The organism is Ensifer sp. GW101-20A05, assembly GCF_059424735.1.
Window position 1 is genome coordinate 111,698 of record NZ_JBWKZT010000016.1, and the last position, 15,588, is coordinate 127,285.

The 15,588-nt window shown below is 60.5% G+C and carries 11 protein-coding genes and 3 pseudogenes; 9 read left to right on the top strand and 5 right to left on the bottom strand.

Features of this window, described 5'->3' with window-relative positions; translation table 11 throughout:
* Nucleotides 1-8: 8 nt before the first annotated feature.
* Both AC070A_RS28655 and AC070A_RS28660 read right to left on the bottom strand, forming a co-directional pair.
* Nucleotides 9-1,082 carry a LacI family DNA-binding transcriptional regulator gene (locus tag AC070A_RS28655; protein ID WP_113479788.1) on the bottom strand — a complete coding sequence of 358 codons (1,074 nt, stop codon included), beginning with the start codon at nt 1,080-1,082 and terminating at the stop codon, nt 9-11.
* A gap of 186 nt (nt 1,083-1,268) precedes the next feature.
* On the bottom strand, nt 1,269-2,024 hold the full coding sequence (locus tag AC070A_RS28660) for an SDR family NAD(P)-dependent oxidoreductase (RefSeq protein ID WP_057251728.1): 756 nt from the start codon (nt 2,022-2,024) through the stop codon (nt 1,269-1,271).
* Between the two features lie 331 nt (nt 2,025-2,355).
* Between AC070A_RS28660 and AC070A_RS28665 the strand changes: the two genes are divergently transcribed.
* The 6 genes from AC070A_RS28665 (at nt 2,356) to AC070A_RS28690 (ending at nt 6,440) form a co-directional block, all read left to right on the top strand.
* On the top strand, nt 2,356-2,943 hold the full coding sequence (locus AC070A_RS28665) for a L,D-transpeptidase (RefSeq protein WP_057251729.1): 588 nt from the start codon (nt 2,356-2,358) through the stop codon (nt 2,941-2,943).
* 186 nt (nt 2,944-3,129) lie between these two features.
* Nucleotides 3,130-3,261 carry an ABC transporter gene (locus AC070A_RS28670; RefSeq protein ID WP_082640836.1) on the top strand — a complete coding sequence of 44 codons (132 nt, stop codon included), beginning with the start codon at nt 3,130-3,132 and terminating at the stop codon, nt 3,259-3,261.
* Nucleotides 3,262-3,408: 147 nt separating this feature from the next.
* The gene (locus AC070A_RS28675; protein WP_113479789.1) at nt 3,409-3,981 is read left to right on the top strand and encodes a hypothetical protein; all 573 of its coding nucleotides are present in this window, start codon (nt 3,409-3,411) and stop codon (nt 3,979-3,981) included.
* Nucleotides 3,982-4,199: 218 nt separating this feature from the next.
* Nucleotides 4,200-4,787, top strand: a complete 588-nt coding sequence (locus tag AC070A_RS28680) for a protein-S-isoprenylcysteine O-methyltransferase (protein ID WP_057251731.1) — start codon at nt 4,200-4,202, stop codon at nt 4,785-4,787.
* A gap of 10 nt (nt 4,788-4,797) precedes the next feature.
* Nucleotides 4,798-5,580, top strand: coding sequence for a hypothetical protein (locus AC070A_RS28685; protein ID WP_112995166.1), 783 nt, complete (start codon nt 4,798-4,800; stop codon nt 5,578-5,580).
* On the top strand, nt 5,577-6,440 hold the full coding sequence (locus AC070A_RS28690) for an SDR family NAD(P)-dependent oxidoreductase (protein WP_112995131.1): 864 nt from the start codon (nt 5,577-5,579) through the stop codon (nt 6,438-6,440). Before AC070A_RS28685 ends, AC070A_RS28690 begins: the two co-directional genes overlap by 4 nt.
* Before the next feature lie 94 nt (nt 6,441-6,534).
* Here AC070A_RS28690 and AC070A_RS28695 read toward each other — a convergent pair.
* The 3 genes and pseudogenes from AC070A_RS28695 to AC070A_RS28705 form a co-directional block, all read right to left on the bottom strand.
* Nucleotides 6,535-6,780, bottom strand: a pseudogene (locus AC070A_RS28695) (DUF930 domain-containing protein); the annotation flags it as partial.
* 581 nt (nt 6,781-7,361) lie between these two features.
* Entirely contained in the window at nt 7,362-10,220 is a 2,859-nt protein-coding gene (locus AC070A_RS28700; RefSeq protein WP_112995129.1) for a DNA translocase FtsK, read from the bottom strand.
* A 492-nt stretch (nt 10,221-10,712) separates the two neighbouring features.
* Nucleotides 10,713-10,931: pseudogene (locus AC070A_RS28705) on the bottom strand (HEPN domain-containing protein); the annotation flags it as partial.
* An 835-nt stretch (nt 10,932-11,766) separates the two neighbouring features.
* Between AC070A_RS28705 and AC070A_RS28710 the strand changes: the two are divergent.
* From AC070A_RS28710 to AC070A_RS28720, 3 genes and pseudogenes are all read left to right on the top strand, one after another.
* Nucleotides 11,767-11,970 (top strand): cold-shock protein, encoded by a 204-nt coding sequence (locus AC070A_RS28710; RefSeq protein ID WP_112995127.1) that lies wholly within the window; start codon nt 11,767-11,769, stop codon nt 11,968-11,970.
* 470 nt (nt 11,971-12,440) lie between these two features.
* Nucleotides 12,441-13,031 carry a nucleotidyl cyclase domain-containing protein gene (locus tag AC070A_RS28715; protein WP_162764875.1) on the top strand — a complete coding sequence of 197 codons (591 nt, stop codon included), beginning with the start codon at nt 12,441-12,443 and terminating at the stop codon, nt 13,029-13,031.
* Between the two features lie 395 nt (nt 13,032-13,426).
* Nucleotides 13,427-15,517 (top strand): annotated as a pseudogene (locus tag AC070A_RS28720) (arylsulfatase); the annotation flags it as partial.
* Between the last annotated feature and the right edge of the window lie 71 nt (nt 15,518-15,588).

A 15,588-nucleotide genomic window follows, 5' to 3' on the forward strand; every position in this document is an offset into this window, starting at 1 on the left:
TTGGATAATTAGCTTTGGGTCAGGCGGCCGCCGAGATTGTCAGGCTGCCGCGCGATCAACGTCGGCCTGAAGACCTGCCGCAACGCCCCAGGGTCCTCCCCCTCCATGCGGCGCAGCAGGAACTGTCCGAGCGTGCGGCCGAGCACCTCGATCGGCTGGTAGAAGGTGGTGATCGGCGGCGTGAAGTAGGCGCTGACATTGATGTCGTCATAGGCGATGACGTCGACATCGACGCCGACCTGGCGGCCAAGGCTGCCAAGTCCCGAGAGCACGCCGAGCGTTGTGGATTCGTTGATGCAGACAAAAGCGGTCGGGGCATCGTCGAGCTGCAGGAAGTCGATCACCGTCTTCCGGCCGAAATGGGTCGAGAGGTCGCCCTCGGCGATCAGTTCCACCGGCGCATCGAGACCCGCCTCGCGGAACGCCCGGACAAAACCGTCGATCCTGTCGATCGCGTACGAGAGCCGCCGCTCCGGATTGACAAGCGCAATGCGACGGTGGCCACCGGCGATCAGTCGCGCGGTCGCCGCATGGGCGGCCCATTCGTTGTCGATGTCGACATGGGCATAGTCGAGATCCTTGTGGCAGCGCCCCATCGAGACGAAGGGGAAATGCTCGGCAACGAGCAGATCGATGCGCGGGTCTTCGGCGAGAATGCCAGAGAAGATCAGGCCATCGGCCAGCCCCTGATCGACGATCCGGCGCGCGGCTTCAGCACCATCGGCCGCATCGCGGATGACATGCACGGACATGCGATAGTCCGTGCCATCGAGCGCCTGGCTGATGCCGCTCAAGGTCTGGGTGTACTCGACGCCGTCCCACTCGTAGTCACGCGCGGCAGTGACCGGCATCAGCACGGCGGCTTGAAAACTCTTGCCGGTGCGAAGCGCCATCCCGCGCGCGTTGGCTTGGTAACCGACCTCGCGTGCCGCCTTGTAGATGATGTCTCTTGTCGCCGGGGCGACCACGGGAGATTCGCGCAGCGCCTTCGAGATCGTGGCGATGGAATAGCCCGTCATCTCGGCCAAGGTCTTGATTGTCGGCGTCGGTGTGCGCCGCACCCTGTGGATCTCAGTCGCCATGCACCCTCCCAGGCCCCGGCCTTCTCCTGGAGATTAGAGGTAGCAGCCAATAAAAACGTTTTCAAGGAAAATAAAAACGTTTTTATTTTGGATGATACGCATGCAGAAAAGGCGCGGTCGCCGCTAGCGGCACCGGCCTTGACCAGCGGGGCATCAATTTTTCAACGATTGAGAGATGCAGCTAGCTCAGTGAGCAGTATAGGCGCCGTCTACGAGGTGAACGCTTCCGGTGATGAAACTCGCCTGCTCCGACAACAGGAAACAGATCAGAGCCGCTACCTCGTCTGGCGTACCGCGACGTCCCATTGGTTGCAGCGACATCATGCGTCTACTGCTTGCCACGTCCGCATTCTCTGAAGAGAGCGGCGTGTCGATCCAGCCAGGCGCCACGGCATTGATGCGAACCCCAGCTCGGGCATACTCGATCGCGGCCGCCTTCGTCAGCCCAACCACTGCGTGCTTGGCGGCCGTATAGGCGGCAGCGGTCGGCAGCGCGACTGAGCCCAGAATGGAAGACGTGTTGACGATGGCGCCCCCACCTTGCGCCACCATGGCCGCGATCTCGTACTTCATACAGTAGAAAACGCCATGCAAGTTCACGTTCATCAATGCATGCCAGCCATCGAGTGGATAGTCGGCTGTCGCCTTGCGGATGCCTTCGATGCCGGCGTTGTTGACCGCCAGATGCAGACCACCACAGGTCTGCACGGCGAACGCCACCAGCTTTTCCACCGCGGCGGGATCGGCGACATCGGCCGCGACATCGTGGGCCTTGCCCCCGTTCGCGCGAATTTCTTCGGCAACCAGGCGCACGGCGGCAGCGTCAACATCCGCAGCAACTACTTCCGCTCCCTCAGCAGCGAGTTGCCGGCACACGGCTGCGCCAATTCCGGAACCGGCGCCCGTCACAAGCGCAACCTTCCCAGCGAAGCCTAGATTCATACTGTCATTCCTAACGTTTAGCTTTCGACCAATCCAGCGCGCGCGACATCGCAAGTCATTCCATGAAATGCACTCGAAGCCCCGATCTTCCAATCAAACAGCAGCAGCAACACACAAGAATCGCGATATTTTTTACCCGATTCATGCACTGCACCCAGGCCCTCTTTCCAGATATACAGTCCTTTCTGTCCAATTCACCCGGAACGCGGGTGAAAAACCTGGAGTGTCATTACCTATCCTGTTGCCGGGTGTAGTTCATTGGAACTTGGACAGAGAATATTGTAATGCTAAAAAACGAATCGGGGCGCACCATTTTTCTCAGCAGGTAAAGATGGACAATCACCGCATTACACGGAGATTCCTGGTCATCGGCAGCCTTGGGCTGTTGGCCGGGTGCAGTTCAAGTTGGCCGCGCGTTTCGTTTCCATCCCTGTATGGCGGAACGCCCGGCGTCGATCGCCGCTACCGAAAACAACACGTCCGATACGACGGCAACGAGCCAGCCGGAACGATTGTTGTGGACACCACGCAACGCTACCTCTACTCGATCGAAGATGGTGGATGGGCGATGCGCTACGGAATAGGCGTCGGAGAGGAGGGCCTTACCCTCAAAGGCCAGGCCGTTGTCGGCCGAAAGGCCGAATGGCCGTCATGGACGCCGACCGCAAGCATGATCAGACGCAAGCCGGAGCTGGCGCAATACGCCGGTGGAGTTTCCGGCGGTCCCCACAACCCGTTGGGGGCGTCGGCCCTATACCTTTATCGCAACGGTCAGGATACCAAGTTCCGCCTCCACGGCACGAACGCACCTTGGACCATAGGGCAGGCGGTTTCCAACGGCTGCATCCGACTTACGAACGACGATATCGTTGATCTCTACGCGCGGACGCCAGTTGGAACTCCGGTATTGATCATTTGATGATGTACTCTATCTGAGTGCGGTATTGGGGTAAGGCCGACATGCATTTAAATCTTCAAAGTTTGGTAACGATAATCCGACTGACGAGTGTGCCCTTTCCGCACTAGGCCGAATCTCGAAATGCCACTAATACTATGAATGTTGCCTTCGAATAACCATTCCGATCACAGAGGGAAGGAAATATTGATGAGCAGAATTCTAATCGTAACAGTTGCGTTGCTTTCCGTTGCCAGCCTCTCCGCTTGCGGAACAATCGGCAAAGGCAAAGGCAAGGCCCCGCCACCGGTGGCCGAAGAACCGGCGCCCGTCTACAAATAGTGACTGACGCTAATTCGGGGAGGATCTCACGGTCCTCCCCGCCCTGAATGATCGTGGCCGCCTTGGCCATGCGTCGTGGCGCGTGGATCGATAAGCCCAGGCGGCAAGTTCAAGTGCCCATTGGAATTCGGGAGATTTGGCGCAGTAATGACGCGTGTATTAGGTCGTATTCCGTTCGTCGTCTTAGCCGCCATGGCGGTTACGGCGTGCCAATCGCAAGACAAGGGCCCGCAGCCACGCTATGTCTCAAGCGTTGCGGGCAGCCCATCGCAACAGCGCGATCAGGGCTACTTCATCGAATTCCGCTCGCGTTATGCGCTCAGTTACGGCCATTCCTATGTGGTTTTTGGCCGTCTGACCAAGTCGGGAGCGATGGTCAATCCGGAAGTGGCGGGACTTGCTCCTGCAACAAGCGACACCGCTCCCTACGTGCTGGGCCATCTTCTCCCCGTCCCGGCCGAGACGGGCGTGAGCGACGGTGACCTTGAGGACCGATACAGGTCTGCGAGCTGGCGCGTCATGTTGACCGAACCGGAGTACAGAGACGTCGTCGCCAAAATCCGAAAACTCAAGGCCGAAGCCAAGTTCTGGCATGCGTCGCTCTACAACTGCAACGCGTTTGTGGCCGATATCGCGCGTTCCATGGGATACAAGACACCGGGCATCTGGCTCAGGCCCCAGCAATTCATCACAAGGCTACGCGAGATGAATGGCGGGTAGGCTGACGAGGGCACAGGTTCCCGGCTATCAGGCGACCAAGGTCAGATGCGCCATCGTTGACTACCACCAGCGCCCCTTATGGGCGAGCCGCCATCAGCTTTGGCGCGCACTCCTCAACTTTAGCACCTTGTCAGATCGAAGCGGCGCATGGCAGTCTCGTCCTTTGCCGTTACGGCGATCAGAAGCCGCAACAAAAGCTTAGGTGATTCAACGTGAATATGTCTGTCGCTTCCATTGGCGAAATCGTATGGGTCATAGGCATCGTTGCCTGGTATGTGGTTCGTTACCCGTTCGAGCGTCGTGCAAAGCGTGTGCGGGTGATGAGCAGCCGCCGCTCGGTGACCGATACGATTGGCTTGGCTGCCGCCTTACTAGGCCTTGCGATTTTGCCTGGGTTCTACGTTGCAACAGGAATTCCCGCATTTGCGGACTATCCCGCGCATGCCTGGATGGTGGGGCTTGGGGGCCTCATCTTTGCTTTGGCTCTGTGGACGTTCCGTCGCACCCACAAGGAACTCGGCCGAAACTGGTCGATCTCGCTGGAAATCCGCGAAAAGCATCAACTGATCAGCAAGGGCCCGTATGCCGTCGTGCGCCATCCGATGTATACAAGCTTCCTGCTCATGGCGATCGGCCAGATGTTTCTGCTGTCGAACTGGGTGGCGGGCCTCCTGGGCGTCGCTGGTTTCGCCGTGCTTTTTTTCCTGCGTGTGGACAAGGAGGAGCGCCTGATGCTGGAATTTTTCGGCCCTGAGTATCGCGCCTACATGGACAGGACCAAGCGCATTATACCCTATCTTTACTAGAGGTGGCATGATGCGGGGCCGAGCGGTCAAGCTTTCTGCGGCACGACGCCTTGTCGGGGACCTGATGAGGTTTTCGATAGCCGTGCCCCGGGTGACGGTGCAACGGCAGATGAATATCAGCGCGTTGCAGCGCGCCAGGACGAGCCAGTCGGAACGCCCCTCCTGGACAGTGCTGTTCCTCAAGGGGTACGGGCTACTTTCCAAGGAGACACCGGAGCTCCGCCGGGCCTATGTCAAGCTGCCAAGATCGCAACTCTATGAGTACCCGGGAAGCGTCGCGTCCGTGGCGCACGAGCGCGAACACGAAGGTGAACGGGTTGTGCTTCTCAGTACGATCAAGACACCCGAGCAGCGGTCGATCCCCGAGTTGAGCGCCCTGCTTCAGGAGGCTCGATCCCGTCCCGTTCTTGAGATCAGGGAATTCCGGCGTGCGCTGAAGATTGCGCGCTTGCCGGCGCCGCTGCGGAGGCTGTTGATGTGGCTCGGCCTCAACATGGGACGTCAGCGGGGCCACCGATTCGGGACTTTCCAGTTGTCGGTCTATTCCGGCCTGGGTGCCGAGTCGCTCAATCCGCTGACGCCGCTCACGACGATCTTCAACTATGGCCCGATCGGCGAAGACGGATCGGTCACCGTACGAATTCACTACGACCACCGCGTCATGGACGGCGCCAATGTCGCGCGCGCATTGGCTCGTTTCGAGGAAATACTGAACGGGGAGATCGCTGAAGAGGTGGCGGGCCTTTCCGCGGCTCAAATCCTGCCAAGCACGGCGTCGGAACCGTCAGCATGACATCGGATCAAAAACCACGACTCGCGATTGTTGTAGTCGGAGCGTCCCGAGGCATAGGCAGAGCCATTGCCGAACTTGCCGCGCGAGATGGTGCACCTGCCGTATTGGTCGCACGATCACTTGGGGGGCTGCACGCGGTGGAATCCTCCATCAAGCAGGCGGGCGGCGAGGCATTCTCCCTACCAGTCGATCTCACCGCCGACGATGCGAAGACGGTTCTCGAAGAGTTCCTCGCGCGGGAAAACCTCGTCTGCGACGTCCTCGTCAACAGCGCCGGCTATGGCCTGCGTGGCGCGGCAACCGCTTTGCCGATTGCCGACCAGGTTGGAATGATCGACGTCAATATCCGTGCCCTCGCTGACCTGACATTGCACCTGTTGCCGGGCATGGTAGAGCGAGGCCGTGGCGGCGTTATCAACCTCGCCTCTGTGGCCAGCTTCACCCCCGGCCCGTACATGGCAATGTATTACGCGAGCAAGGCGTTCGTGCGTTCCTTTTCCGAGGCGTTGTACCAGGAGACGCGGAGGACAGGCGTAACGGTGACCTGCGTCGCGCCGGGGCCGGTGTCGACCGAATTCCTCGAAAAATCCGGCGCCAACAGGGCTGCCCTGTTCAAAGCTTTGCCAAAAGCCAGTCCGGAATATGTGGCAGATTGCGCCTGGCGCGGCTTCAAGGCCCGCCGGCGGCTGGTCATTCCGGGAATTTCCGCCAGATTGGCAATCCTGATGGCAGGCATTCTTCCCTCCGCGGCGCTTTTGCCGCTGGTCGGCAAGCTGCAACTGCGCGGCAACGACCCGTGCCCCTGCGGATCCGGGAAGCAGCTCAAGCACTGCTGCCGCGCGGGCCACGCTAAGGGCTGAACAGCCTCGGCGTGATCCGCCTCCACCGCCAGCTTTCGGTGGGATAATTCGCCAAGGTGCGCCCGAACGAACCGGGTTCCGACCGTTGCCCTCGTCACTGGGCTTTGGCGTCAGTGGAAAGGAAACGCGCTTCCCACTCGCTTTCCGGAATTTCATCACCAACCTGAAATTCGAAGGCGACGACGCTTTTGATATCCGGCGCGACAGCGCAGCCAAACTTGATGTTGAACCAGCGTCCCCTGCTGCGAAAGGCCGCCCCATCGGCGCTGAGTTTCCGCCCGGACAGCCTGATCTTGGCCATTGCGTAGGCGACGAGAGTGTCCGGTTTGAAGTTCGCCTTCCAGCGATGAACTCGCTATGGCCTCGAGATTGCAGAGCTGGACGATCTGCTCATCGGCTGCAAGCTGCGAGAGCCCTTCCAGCGCCTGCCAGCTGCGTGGATCGGCGAGTATCGCCGCCGAAAAGAACTGTTTTGCTTGAATGACCGGGCGAGCATTCCGGCGGTGGGGTGGCTGTTTCCACGGCCGGCTCCGTCTCTGGCACTGGCTGCGCCGCCGGCGATGCAGTCTGTAGCTCAAGCACTGGCTGCACGACATCCGGGCGAAGCACGCGGCAATTCCAGTATCTGAACGTGATCGCCTCATCCGGGGTGGGAACGGGTCGCCGAGGCGGCGGGAGAAGGAGGAGCGCCAACACGGCGAGGGCATGAATGAGGAGAGCAAGCACAAGGCTTCGCCAGATCGTTGTCTCATTGCGGCGACGCGCTACTGCTTGCACCGATCAGATCATCCCATGCGCGACACCGGTCACAACCACTCCTGGCGGCTGTGACGCTACCACCAAGCCAAAGATAGAAAAGCCGCCGCCAACAACCTGTCAGCGGCGGCTTGAAACCCATATTCTTGCGGCGGCGCGCCGATATCAATCCATGTCGTCGTTTTCGGGTACGCTCATGTGATCGCGGTTGCCGTAGATGATCTCGCGCTTGCCGACATGGTTCGCCGGGCCGACGAGGCCTTCCTTTTCCATGCGCTCGACCAGCGAAGCCGCCCGGTTGTAGCCGACGCCGAGGCGGCGCTGGATGTAGGAAGTCGAGCACTTCTTGTCGCGCAGCACCACCTTGACCGCCTGGTCGTAAAGTTCGTTGCCGTCTTCCGACGCAAGTGCGCTCTTGTCGAACACCGGCGTCTCTTCCTGCGGTTCCTCTTCCTCTTCTTCCGCCGTGACGGTTTCGAGATATTCCGGGCGCCCCTGCGTCTTCAGATGTGCGACCACGTGTTCGACTTCCAGGTCGGAAACGAACGGACCATGCACGCGGGCGATGCGTCCGCCGCCCTGCATGTGCAGCATGTCGCCCTGTCCGAGCAGCTGCTCGGCGCCCTGTTCGCCGAGGATCGTGCGGCTGTCGATCTTGGACGTCACCTGGAAGGAGATGCGGGTCGGAAAGTTCGCTTTGATCGTGCCGGTGATGACGTCGACCGACGGACGCTGCGTCGCCATGATCAGGTGGATACCGGCGGCGCGCGCCATCTGCGCCAGCCGCTGGATCGCGCCTTCGATCTCCTTGCCCGCGACCATCATCAGGTCGGCCATCTCGTCGACGATGACGACGATATAGGGCATCGGCGCCAGGTCCATTTCCTGCTGCTCGAACAGCGGCTCGCCGGTGCCCTTCTCGAAGCCGGCCTGGACGGTGCACATCACGGGCTCGCCCTTTTCGCGGGCGGCGGCTGCGCGCTGGTTGTAGCCGTCGATGTTGCGAACGCCGAGCCGCGACATCTTGCGGTAGCGGTCCTCCATCTCGCGCACGGCCCATTTCAGCGCCATTACCGCCTTCTTCGGATCGGTAACGACAGGCGTGAGCAGGTGCGGGATGCCGTCATAGACGGAAAGTTCGAGCATCTTCGGATCGACCATGATCAGGCGGCACTCTTCCGGCTTCAACCGGTAGAGCAGCGACAGGATCATGGTGTTGATCGCCACCGACTTGCCCGAACCGGTGGTGCCGGCAACGAGCAGATGCGGCATCTTTGCGAGCTCGGCAATCACAGGCTCGCCGCCGATTGTCTTGCCCAGGCACAGCGCCAGCTTGTAGCCGGTCTTGCGGAAATCGACGGATTCGATTAGCTCGCGGAAATAGACGGTCTCGCGGGTCGCGTTCGGCAGTTCGATGCCGATGACGTTGCGGCCGGGCACAACCGCGACGCGGGCCGAAAGCGCCGACATGGAGCGGGCGATATCATCTGCAAGGTTGATGACCCGCGACGATTTCACGCCGGGTGCCGGCTCGAACTCGTAGAGGGTCACGACCGGCCCCGGGCGGACGTGGATGATCTCGCCCTTGACGCCGAAGTCTTCCAGCACGCTTTCAAGCAGGCCGGCATTCTGTTCCAGTTGCTCCTGGGTCATGAAGAAGCCCTGGCCGACAGGTGCTTCCTGCAAAAGGTCCTCGGAGGGGAATTCGTAGGCGACCCCCGCAAATGTGCGTTCAACCACCCCGATTGCCGGCATTGTGTTCGGCGCACGCGTGACCTGCGCCGGCATGGTGATCGCCGCCTTCGATGCGACGGGCGCCGGCTGCTCGACCTCGACCGGCTCGGCCTCGATGATTTCCGGTTCAGCCGCAGCCGTGGCTGCAGGCGCATCGGCAACGGCAGCATGCGTCGGCACGACGGCCGGAGCTTCCGCCGCCGCGGAAGCGGGCTCATGCGAAACCGCGACAGTCTCTGCCTTTGCGCCGCGGACGTCGACGACACGGAACAGCGAGGTGATCGCCGTCGGCGGCATGCGACGGATTTCGATGGGGCGTACGGGCGCTGGCGGAGTGACCGCAACGGGAGCAACGGCAGTAGGAGCGACGAGGGGCGTCATCGGTGCCGGTGCGGCGGTCTCGAGAAAGGGCTGCGGACGCGCGGCATCTTCGCCGACAAGGTCGATATCATCGGCCGGACCCAACTCGAAGAAAGCAAAATCCGACAGGAAGACCGAATGCTGGGCACCCGGATCGGCCGGCGTGCCGGCTGCTGGCTGCGCCTCTGCGACCGGCTGGGATACGGCGATCGGCGTCGTGAGAACCGGTGCAAGCGCGACAGCGTCATCGGCCTCGACGCGATCGAGCATCGCCGGCTCGATCGTGTTTTGCGCCGCAGTCCACGTCGGCAACTGGTTGGTGAGCATGCGCAACAGTTCGGACGGGCTATAGGATGGCAGCGTGACCTCGACCTGCGGCGCGTCTTCAGAGGCAGGGGCTGATGCTTCCATCTGCGCCGGCTCGACCGAAGCAGACACGACGGGCTCGACAGTTTCTACCAAGACCGGAGCAGGTTCCGCCGCCACCGCGACGGTTGCCTCTTCGACTGCGGCTGCCGTTTCGCTTTCGTCCACCTGCGGCGCCCGCCGCTTCATGAATTCACGTTCGGGCGTGCGGGTAAAGCGGACATTCGGCGCCAGGAAGAAATGGCTCTCCCAGGTGGAATCGCCGTAGTGGCCGGCAATGTCCGAAAGGGTCGGCAAGGGTTCGCTCATCGTCGACGTCACCTGTGCAGGAGCGTAGGCGGAACCCTGCCCGTAGAGGCGGGTCGCACGGCTCATAGTTTCGACCTGCTGGTTTGCCGGTCGGCGGGGCGCCTCCGGCGCCTCGTACAACTGATAGGGATCGGCGGGTTCCGCCTCATGGGTGGGCATACCGCTCAACGCATCATCCTGCGGTCCATCGAAATAATCCGCCTGGTTTGCATCATGCAAAGCAGCCTGTGAGAAGTTTGTCCTGGGAATACGCATGGGTCCTGGAAGAGCTAGAGAGATCGCCGCGGGGCCTTCTAAGCGATAGGAAATGAAGGTTAACAACTCCCTTCCAACGCCCCGTTTCGAGCCGGGGTTCGTGGTCGATTGCCGCCTTTCTGTGGGCTTCATGCAACGGCAAGGCCCGACGCCTCAAGGGCGCCGCGACCTGCTGTCGCTGGCCGCACGCGGCTGAAAATATTTCTGGAGGAAGAGCCAAATTGACGGATGGGTCCAGCGCCTGTGGTGGCGCGCTATCAGTACCACCAGAAAAACGAATCGGGCCGGCGCGCAGTTAAATGGCGGGACTGCGGACTCTCACCCGCCTGCCTCCTTGCGGCGCTGAATTTCCCGAAGCCGATCGCGGTTGCGATTGCCGATGTAAGCGGCCTACCCTGAAGAGAAGATTGTCGGGAGTGACGATGCTTTGCATGATCGTGTAGACGCGGTCGAACCATCGACCCGAACATCAATCCCGACCAAGACGAGGGCTCAGGTGGCGTCCGCTGCCCGAGCCAGTTCGGTCAGCCGCTCCTGACCGATCGTCTCGACGAGACTGAGGAGATGGCCCGTCCGCTCGAGAAGCCAGGCAAGCGCTTCCTCGGTGATTTCAAAGTGTTTGGAGTAGCGTGCCTTCACATAGGCTTCGTTCAGAACGTTGTGCCATGCGCTGAAGCGATGCTGGTCCCGCGGCCAAGCATCGACGAGCCGCTAAGCAGAACGTCTGGGCCTTAACGCCGCGGGCGCAAAATCGCGCCGCGCGTCCAGCTCGGTGCAATCGCAAAGGTAAAGGAACCTTTTGGAAACTGCCACGCCACGCGCAGACGAGGGAAACATGGACACGCCGGATTTCGTCAACACTGGCTCGCCCTGTGTGAGCAAGCAGAAGATTTCGAGTTACTGGCATACAGCGAATGGGGACCGGATACTGTCCCGACCAGTCGTTGACGGTCAACAGCGTGACACCCTCCACGTTCGATTGGGCGACCAAAATCCTATCAAACGGGTCGTTATGGATCGCTGACAGTCCATCCACCGATACTGCGTGTTCGCACCAGGCAGCCGGAGCGCATGATGGCGGTGGAGCAAACGACCACAGCTGTTGGCGAGACCGATGGATGATAATGAACGGATATTGCCGGCTTCGAAGGCTATCGAACCGCCGGCCTGCACGAATTCACTTCCCTTGACGAACCCCGCGGCGGTCGCGCTGCGTGACGTCGCCACGCTGCGGTCCCTCAAGGGCAAGATCATCGTTGTCGAATGTAGGGCATGCCGGAGATATGGGGAACTCGAACGCAAAGCCTTGGTGACGAGATTCAAGGCGACCTTCCCGCTATCCAGGCTCCGACGCGCCCTTGTCGGCGGATGTGAGCGAATGTGCGCCGATGGGCTGGATCGGTGTGATGCCCGTTTGTCCGCCAGAGACCCCTCTGAGTAAAGTTCTCGACGGAAAGGCGGTCGTTATCGTCCGTAGTTGCCGCAAGATCGCTCATTGAATAGGCTCAGCGATAATGTGAGACCTGCTCAGTTGACGAGGACGTCTATGGCCATCGGTACCGTGAAGTTTTTCAATCAGGAGAAGGGTTACGGATTCATCTCTCCAGAGAACGGCGGAACAGACGTGTTCGTCCATGTGTCAGCCGTCGACGGGGGAACGCTTCTTCGCGACGGGCAAAAGGTCAGTTACGAGATTGGTCAGGACCGCAAAACCGGCAAATCCCGAGCCGAAAACGTTCGGGCGGTCTAAGCGATAGCGTTCGCTGGCCACAGAACTAATCATGCGAGAGGGCCGACCATCTCGACCGATCTCAGATCGGCCGCCAATCTCTGGTCGCCAGACTATCCCTGGGGACGAACCCGGGAGCAACTTGAGGAGGACTGCTTGCGATCGAGCGAGAATGGGGCCAACCGGCAGACCTCAGCCGCGCAGCGCCGAGTCTCGTCGACGACACAGCGGAACGGGAGTGGTTCGCAGCTTACCTGCGCAATTCGGCCTCCCCCGCCGATGCGATCTCCTTATGGCGCTGGAGCGTAGAGATCGATGCGCGCGACATCCTGCCGGCGATCCGCGTTCCGACGCTGATTACACAAAGAAGCGGCGACCGCTGGGTCCGACCTGAGGAGGGCCGTTATCTGGCAGACCGCATTCCCGGCTCGAAATATGTTGAGTTGCCTGGCGACGATCATATCATCTGGGGCGCAGATTCTGACCGGCTGATGGACGAGATCCAGGGGTTCTTAGTGGCCGCCGTTCCGTCCGCTCCAATTGAGAGCGCCTTGCTAACGGTTTTGCGTGTCGAAGTTCAGGGCGCCATGCAAGACCCCGGCAAGGTGGAAAACTGGCAGACTGAGGCCCTTCGACAGCTTCGCACCGCCGGTGGTCAGAAGATTGAACTTGGGGAGGCCGCGCTTGTCGCCATGTTCAGGCAGCCCACGCAAGCGATCAACTGTGCATTCGACCTTCTCAACAATCTGCATCGCATCGGTCTAGATATTCGCGCAGCCATTCACATCGGCGAGTGCGAGAAGCGCGGCGATGTCTATTCAGGTCCGGTCCTAAAGCTTGCTGCCGGGTTCGCCGCTCGTGCCGGGCCAGGTGACATCATCGCGTCCCGCACCGTGCGCGATCTTACCGTCGGCGCAAATTTCATCTTTGATCCCCGCGGGGAGCTCGACCTGCCCGGCATCCCCGGGCCGTGGCCGTTCTTCGCAGTTTGGTCCTGCCTCTCAAACCTAGAACGCCTGAAGGCGCTGCGCTGCGGCAGCTTCAAACCTTGCGGGCTGGGTTCCCGCCCGTTAACCATCTAGAGACGCACAAATCGGAAACAAAGCACGAGGCATAGTGACGTCTTCACCTGCAGTCGTCGCCCATATTCGCGATATCGATAGCATGTAGGCTGCTCATAGGACCTCAGAACCTACTTCCGAGAAGCGGTTGGGCCACAGGGAATTCAATGACGACCCCTAAGCGGACCTTTGCCGCCGATGGCATGCGTATCATGCGGTATTTTGCTATGCAGGTGCTCGGTAATCAGGCACCCTCTCAGGGTTGCAAGCGTCCCGGCATGGAAGCGCTGCCAACGATTGCTCCTGTTTCTTCTGGCCTGGCGCCTTCTGGTTTCCGACCGTTGTGGCTGAACGAGCGGACATTGGTTCGTACTTCTTGGTAGACGCTGCTCCGCTTGGCCAAGAGGAGGGGTTTCATGCGTCGCTATGGAATAAAAAGCATTTCTCGTGGCGTGGTTGCTGCGCTGGGTTTCACGGCGTTGACCGGGTTTGGCTGTGCGGCGGCATTCGCGCAGACGGTAACTGGGGCACCTGGAGCAACGATCACGCTGGACGGCAAGCAGCTTCCGCCCCCCACGCCGAATTTCGGTGGGGTGATTAAGGAGAAGGCCTCGGAATCTCAGCCTTGGTGGGCTCCGCGCGTCACGCCGCCAAAAGGCGCGCCGAACGTGTTGCTGATCATGACGGATGACCAGGGATTTGGGGCACCAAGCACCTTCGGCGGCGTCATTCCCACGCCTGCGATGGATCGCATCGCCAACCAGGGCCTACGCTTCACGAATTTCCACTCGACGTCGCTCTGTTCCCCATCAAGGGCAGCGTTGATCACGGGGCGAAACCATCATTCGGTTGGTGCCGGCGTGGTGGGCGAGATCGCTACCGGATATCCAGGCTACGACTCGATCATACCGATTGAGAAGGGCACCATTGGCACGATCCTCAAGGAGAATGGCTACGCGACGTCGTGGTTTGGCAAGAATCACAACACACCTTCCTATCAGTCGAGCCAGGCTGGGCCGTTCAATCAATGGCCGAACGGAATGGGCTTTGAATATTTCTACGGCTTTGTGGGCGGTGACGCCAGCCAATGGCAACCGAACCTTTACCGCAACACGACGGCCATCTACCCCTTTGAAGGCAATCCGAGCTGGAACCTGGAAACCGCCATGGCCGATGAGGCCATCCAGTACATGAAGCAATTGAAGGAGATTGCACCCGACAAGCCCTGGCTGGTCTACTACGTACCGGGTGCCACGCATGCACCGCATCACCCCACCCCGGAATGGGTGAAGAAGATCGGCGACATGCACCTCTTCGACGAGGGGTGGAACAAGCTGCGCGAAACGATCTTCGCCAACCAGAAGCGGCTCGGTATCATGCCCGAGAACGCTCAGCTGACGCCGTGGCCGAAAGAGCTGCCGGAGTGGGATAAGCTAAGCCTTGAGGAGAAAAAGCTCTTCATCAAGCAGGCGGATGTCTACGGCGCTTACCTCGCCTATGCCGACAACGAGATCGGCCGGGTCATTCAGGCCGTCGAAGATCTCGGTGAACTCGACAATACCCTGATCATTTATATCGGTGGCGACAACGGGGCGAGTGCCGAAGGCATGCTCAACGGCACGCCGAACGAATTCACTACCTTCAATGGCATCCCAGTGCCGGTGAAGGACCAATTGCCCTAGTATCCGTTCTGGGGATCGGAGCGGACTTTCCCCCACTTTGCTGCAGGCTGGGCATGGGCGATGGACACGCCCTTCAAGTGGGTGAAGCAGGTGCCGTCGCACTTTGGCGGAACCTCGCAAGGGGTGGCGATGTCCTGGCCCGGCCATATCAATGATGTCGGCGGCATCCGCCGCCAGTTCCATCACGTCATCGACATCGTGCCCACCATCCTCGAGGCGACCGGCATTCCCGCGCCGGAGACAATCAACGGCATCGTGCAGAAGTCGGTTGAGGGGGTGAGCATGAAGTATACGTGGGACAAGGCAAACGCCAACGTCCCCACCCGACACACGACGCAATACTTCGAGATGCTCGGCAATCGCGCCATCTACGACAATGGCTGGGTGGCGGCGACAACGCCGGCGACCCGCCCATGGGAACTGAGTACCGCGACGCCGCCTGACGTCATATCCGGCTATAACTGGGAGCTCTACAACGTCGACGATGATCCCACCCAGTTCAACGATCTTGCTAGCAAGATGCCCGAGAAGCTCAAGCAGATGCAGGACCTCTTCTACTCCGAGGCGAAGAAGTACAACGTGCTGCCACTGGACAATTCGACGCTTGCCCGCTGGAACACGCCGCGCCCGAACCTTACAGCCGGGCGAACTGAATTTACCTATTCGGGTCAACTGAGCGGCGTGCCGCCCAGTGCTGCCCCAAGCATCTTGAACAAGTCCTATACGATCACGGCCGAGATCGAGATACCCGAGGGCGGCGCTGACGGCATGATCGTTACAGAGGGCGGGCGGTTCGGTGGCTACGGCCTGTTCCTTAGCTGCGGATTTCGGATTAACGGGACAGCGATTCCGGTAAATCCCGGACAGTCGTTTCACTAAATCGCGGACAGTCTCGC

What these genes read in the sequence shown, in the direction of transcription:
- AC070A_RS28655 (WP_113479788.1), bottom strand. Translation starts at nt 1,082, where the DNA reads ATGGCGACTGAGATCCACAGGGTGCGGCGCACACCGACGCCGACAATC.
- AC070A_RS28660 (WP_057251728.1), bottom strand. Translation starts at nt 2,024, where the DNA reads ATGAATCTAGGCTTCGCTGGGAAGGTTGCGCTTGTGACGGGCGCCGGT.
- AC070A_RS28665 (WP_057251729.1), top strand. Translation starts at nt 2,356, where the DNA reads ATGGACAATCACCGCATTACACGGAGATTCCTGGTCATCGGCAGCCTT.
- AC070A_RS28670 (WP_082640836.1), top strand. Translation starts at nt 3,130, where the DNA reads ATGAGCAGAATTCTAATCGTAACAGTTGCGTTGCTTTCCGTTGCCAGC.
- AC070A_RS28675 (WP_113479789.1), top strand. Translation starts at nt 3,409, where the DNA reads ATGACGCGTGTATTAGGTCGTATTCCGTTCGTCGTCTTAGCCGCCATG.
- AC070A_RS28680 (WP_057251731.1), top strand. Translation starts at nt 4,200, where the DNA reads ATGTCTGTCGCTTCCATTGGCGAAATCGTATGGGTCATAGGCATCGTT.
- AC070A_RS28685 (WP_112995166.1), top strand. Translation starts at nt 4,798, where the DNA reads ATGCGGGGCCGAGCGGTCAAGCTTTCTGCGGCACGACGCCTTGTCGGG.
- AC070A_RS28690 (WP_112995131.1), top strand. Translation starts at nt 5,577, where the DNA reads ATGACATCGGATCAAAAACCACGACTCGCGATTGTTGTAGTCGGAGCG.
- AC070A_RS28700 (WP_112995129.1), bottom strand. Translation starts at nt 10,220, where the DNA reads ATGCGTATTCCCAGGACAAACTTCTCACAGGCTGCTTTGCATGATGCA.
- AC070A_RS28710 (WP_112995127.1), top strand. Translation starts at nt 11,767, where the DNA reads ATGGCCATCGGTACCGTGAAGTTTTTCAATCAGGAGAAGGGTTACGGA.
- AC070A_RS28715 (WP_162764875.1), top strand. Translation starts at nt 12,441, where the DNA reads ATGGACGAGATCCAGGGGTTCTTAGTGGCCGCCGTTCCGTCCGCTCCA.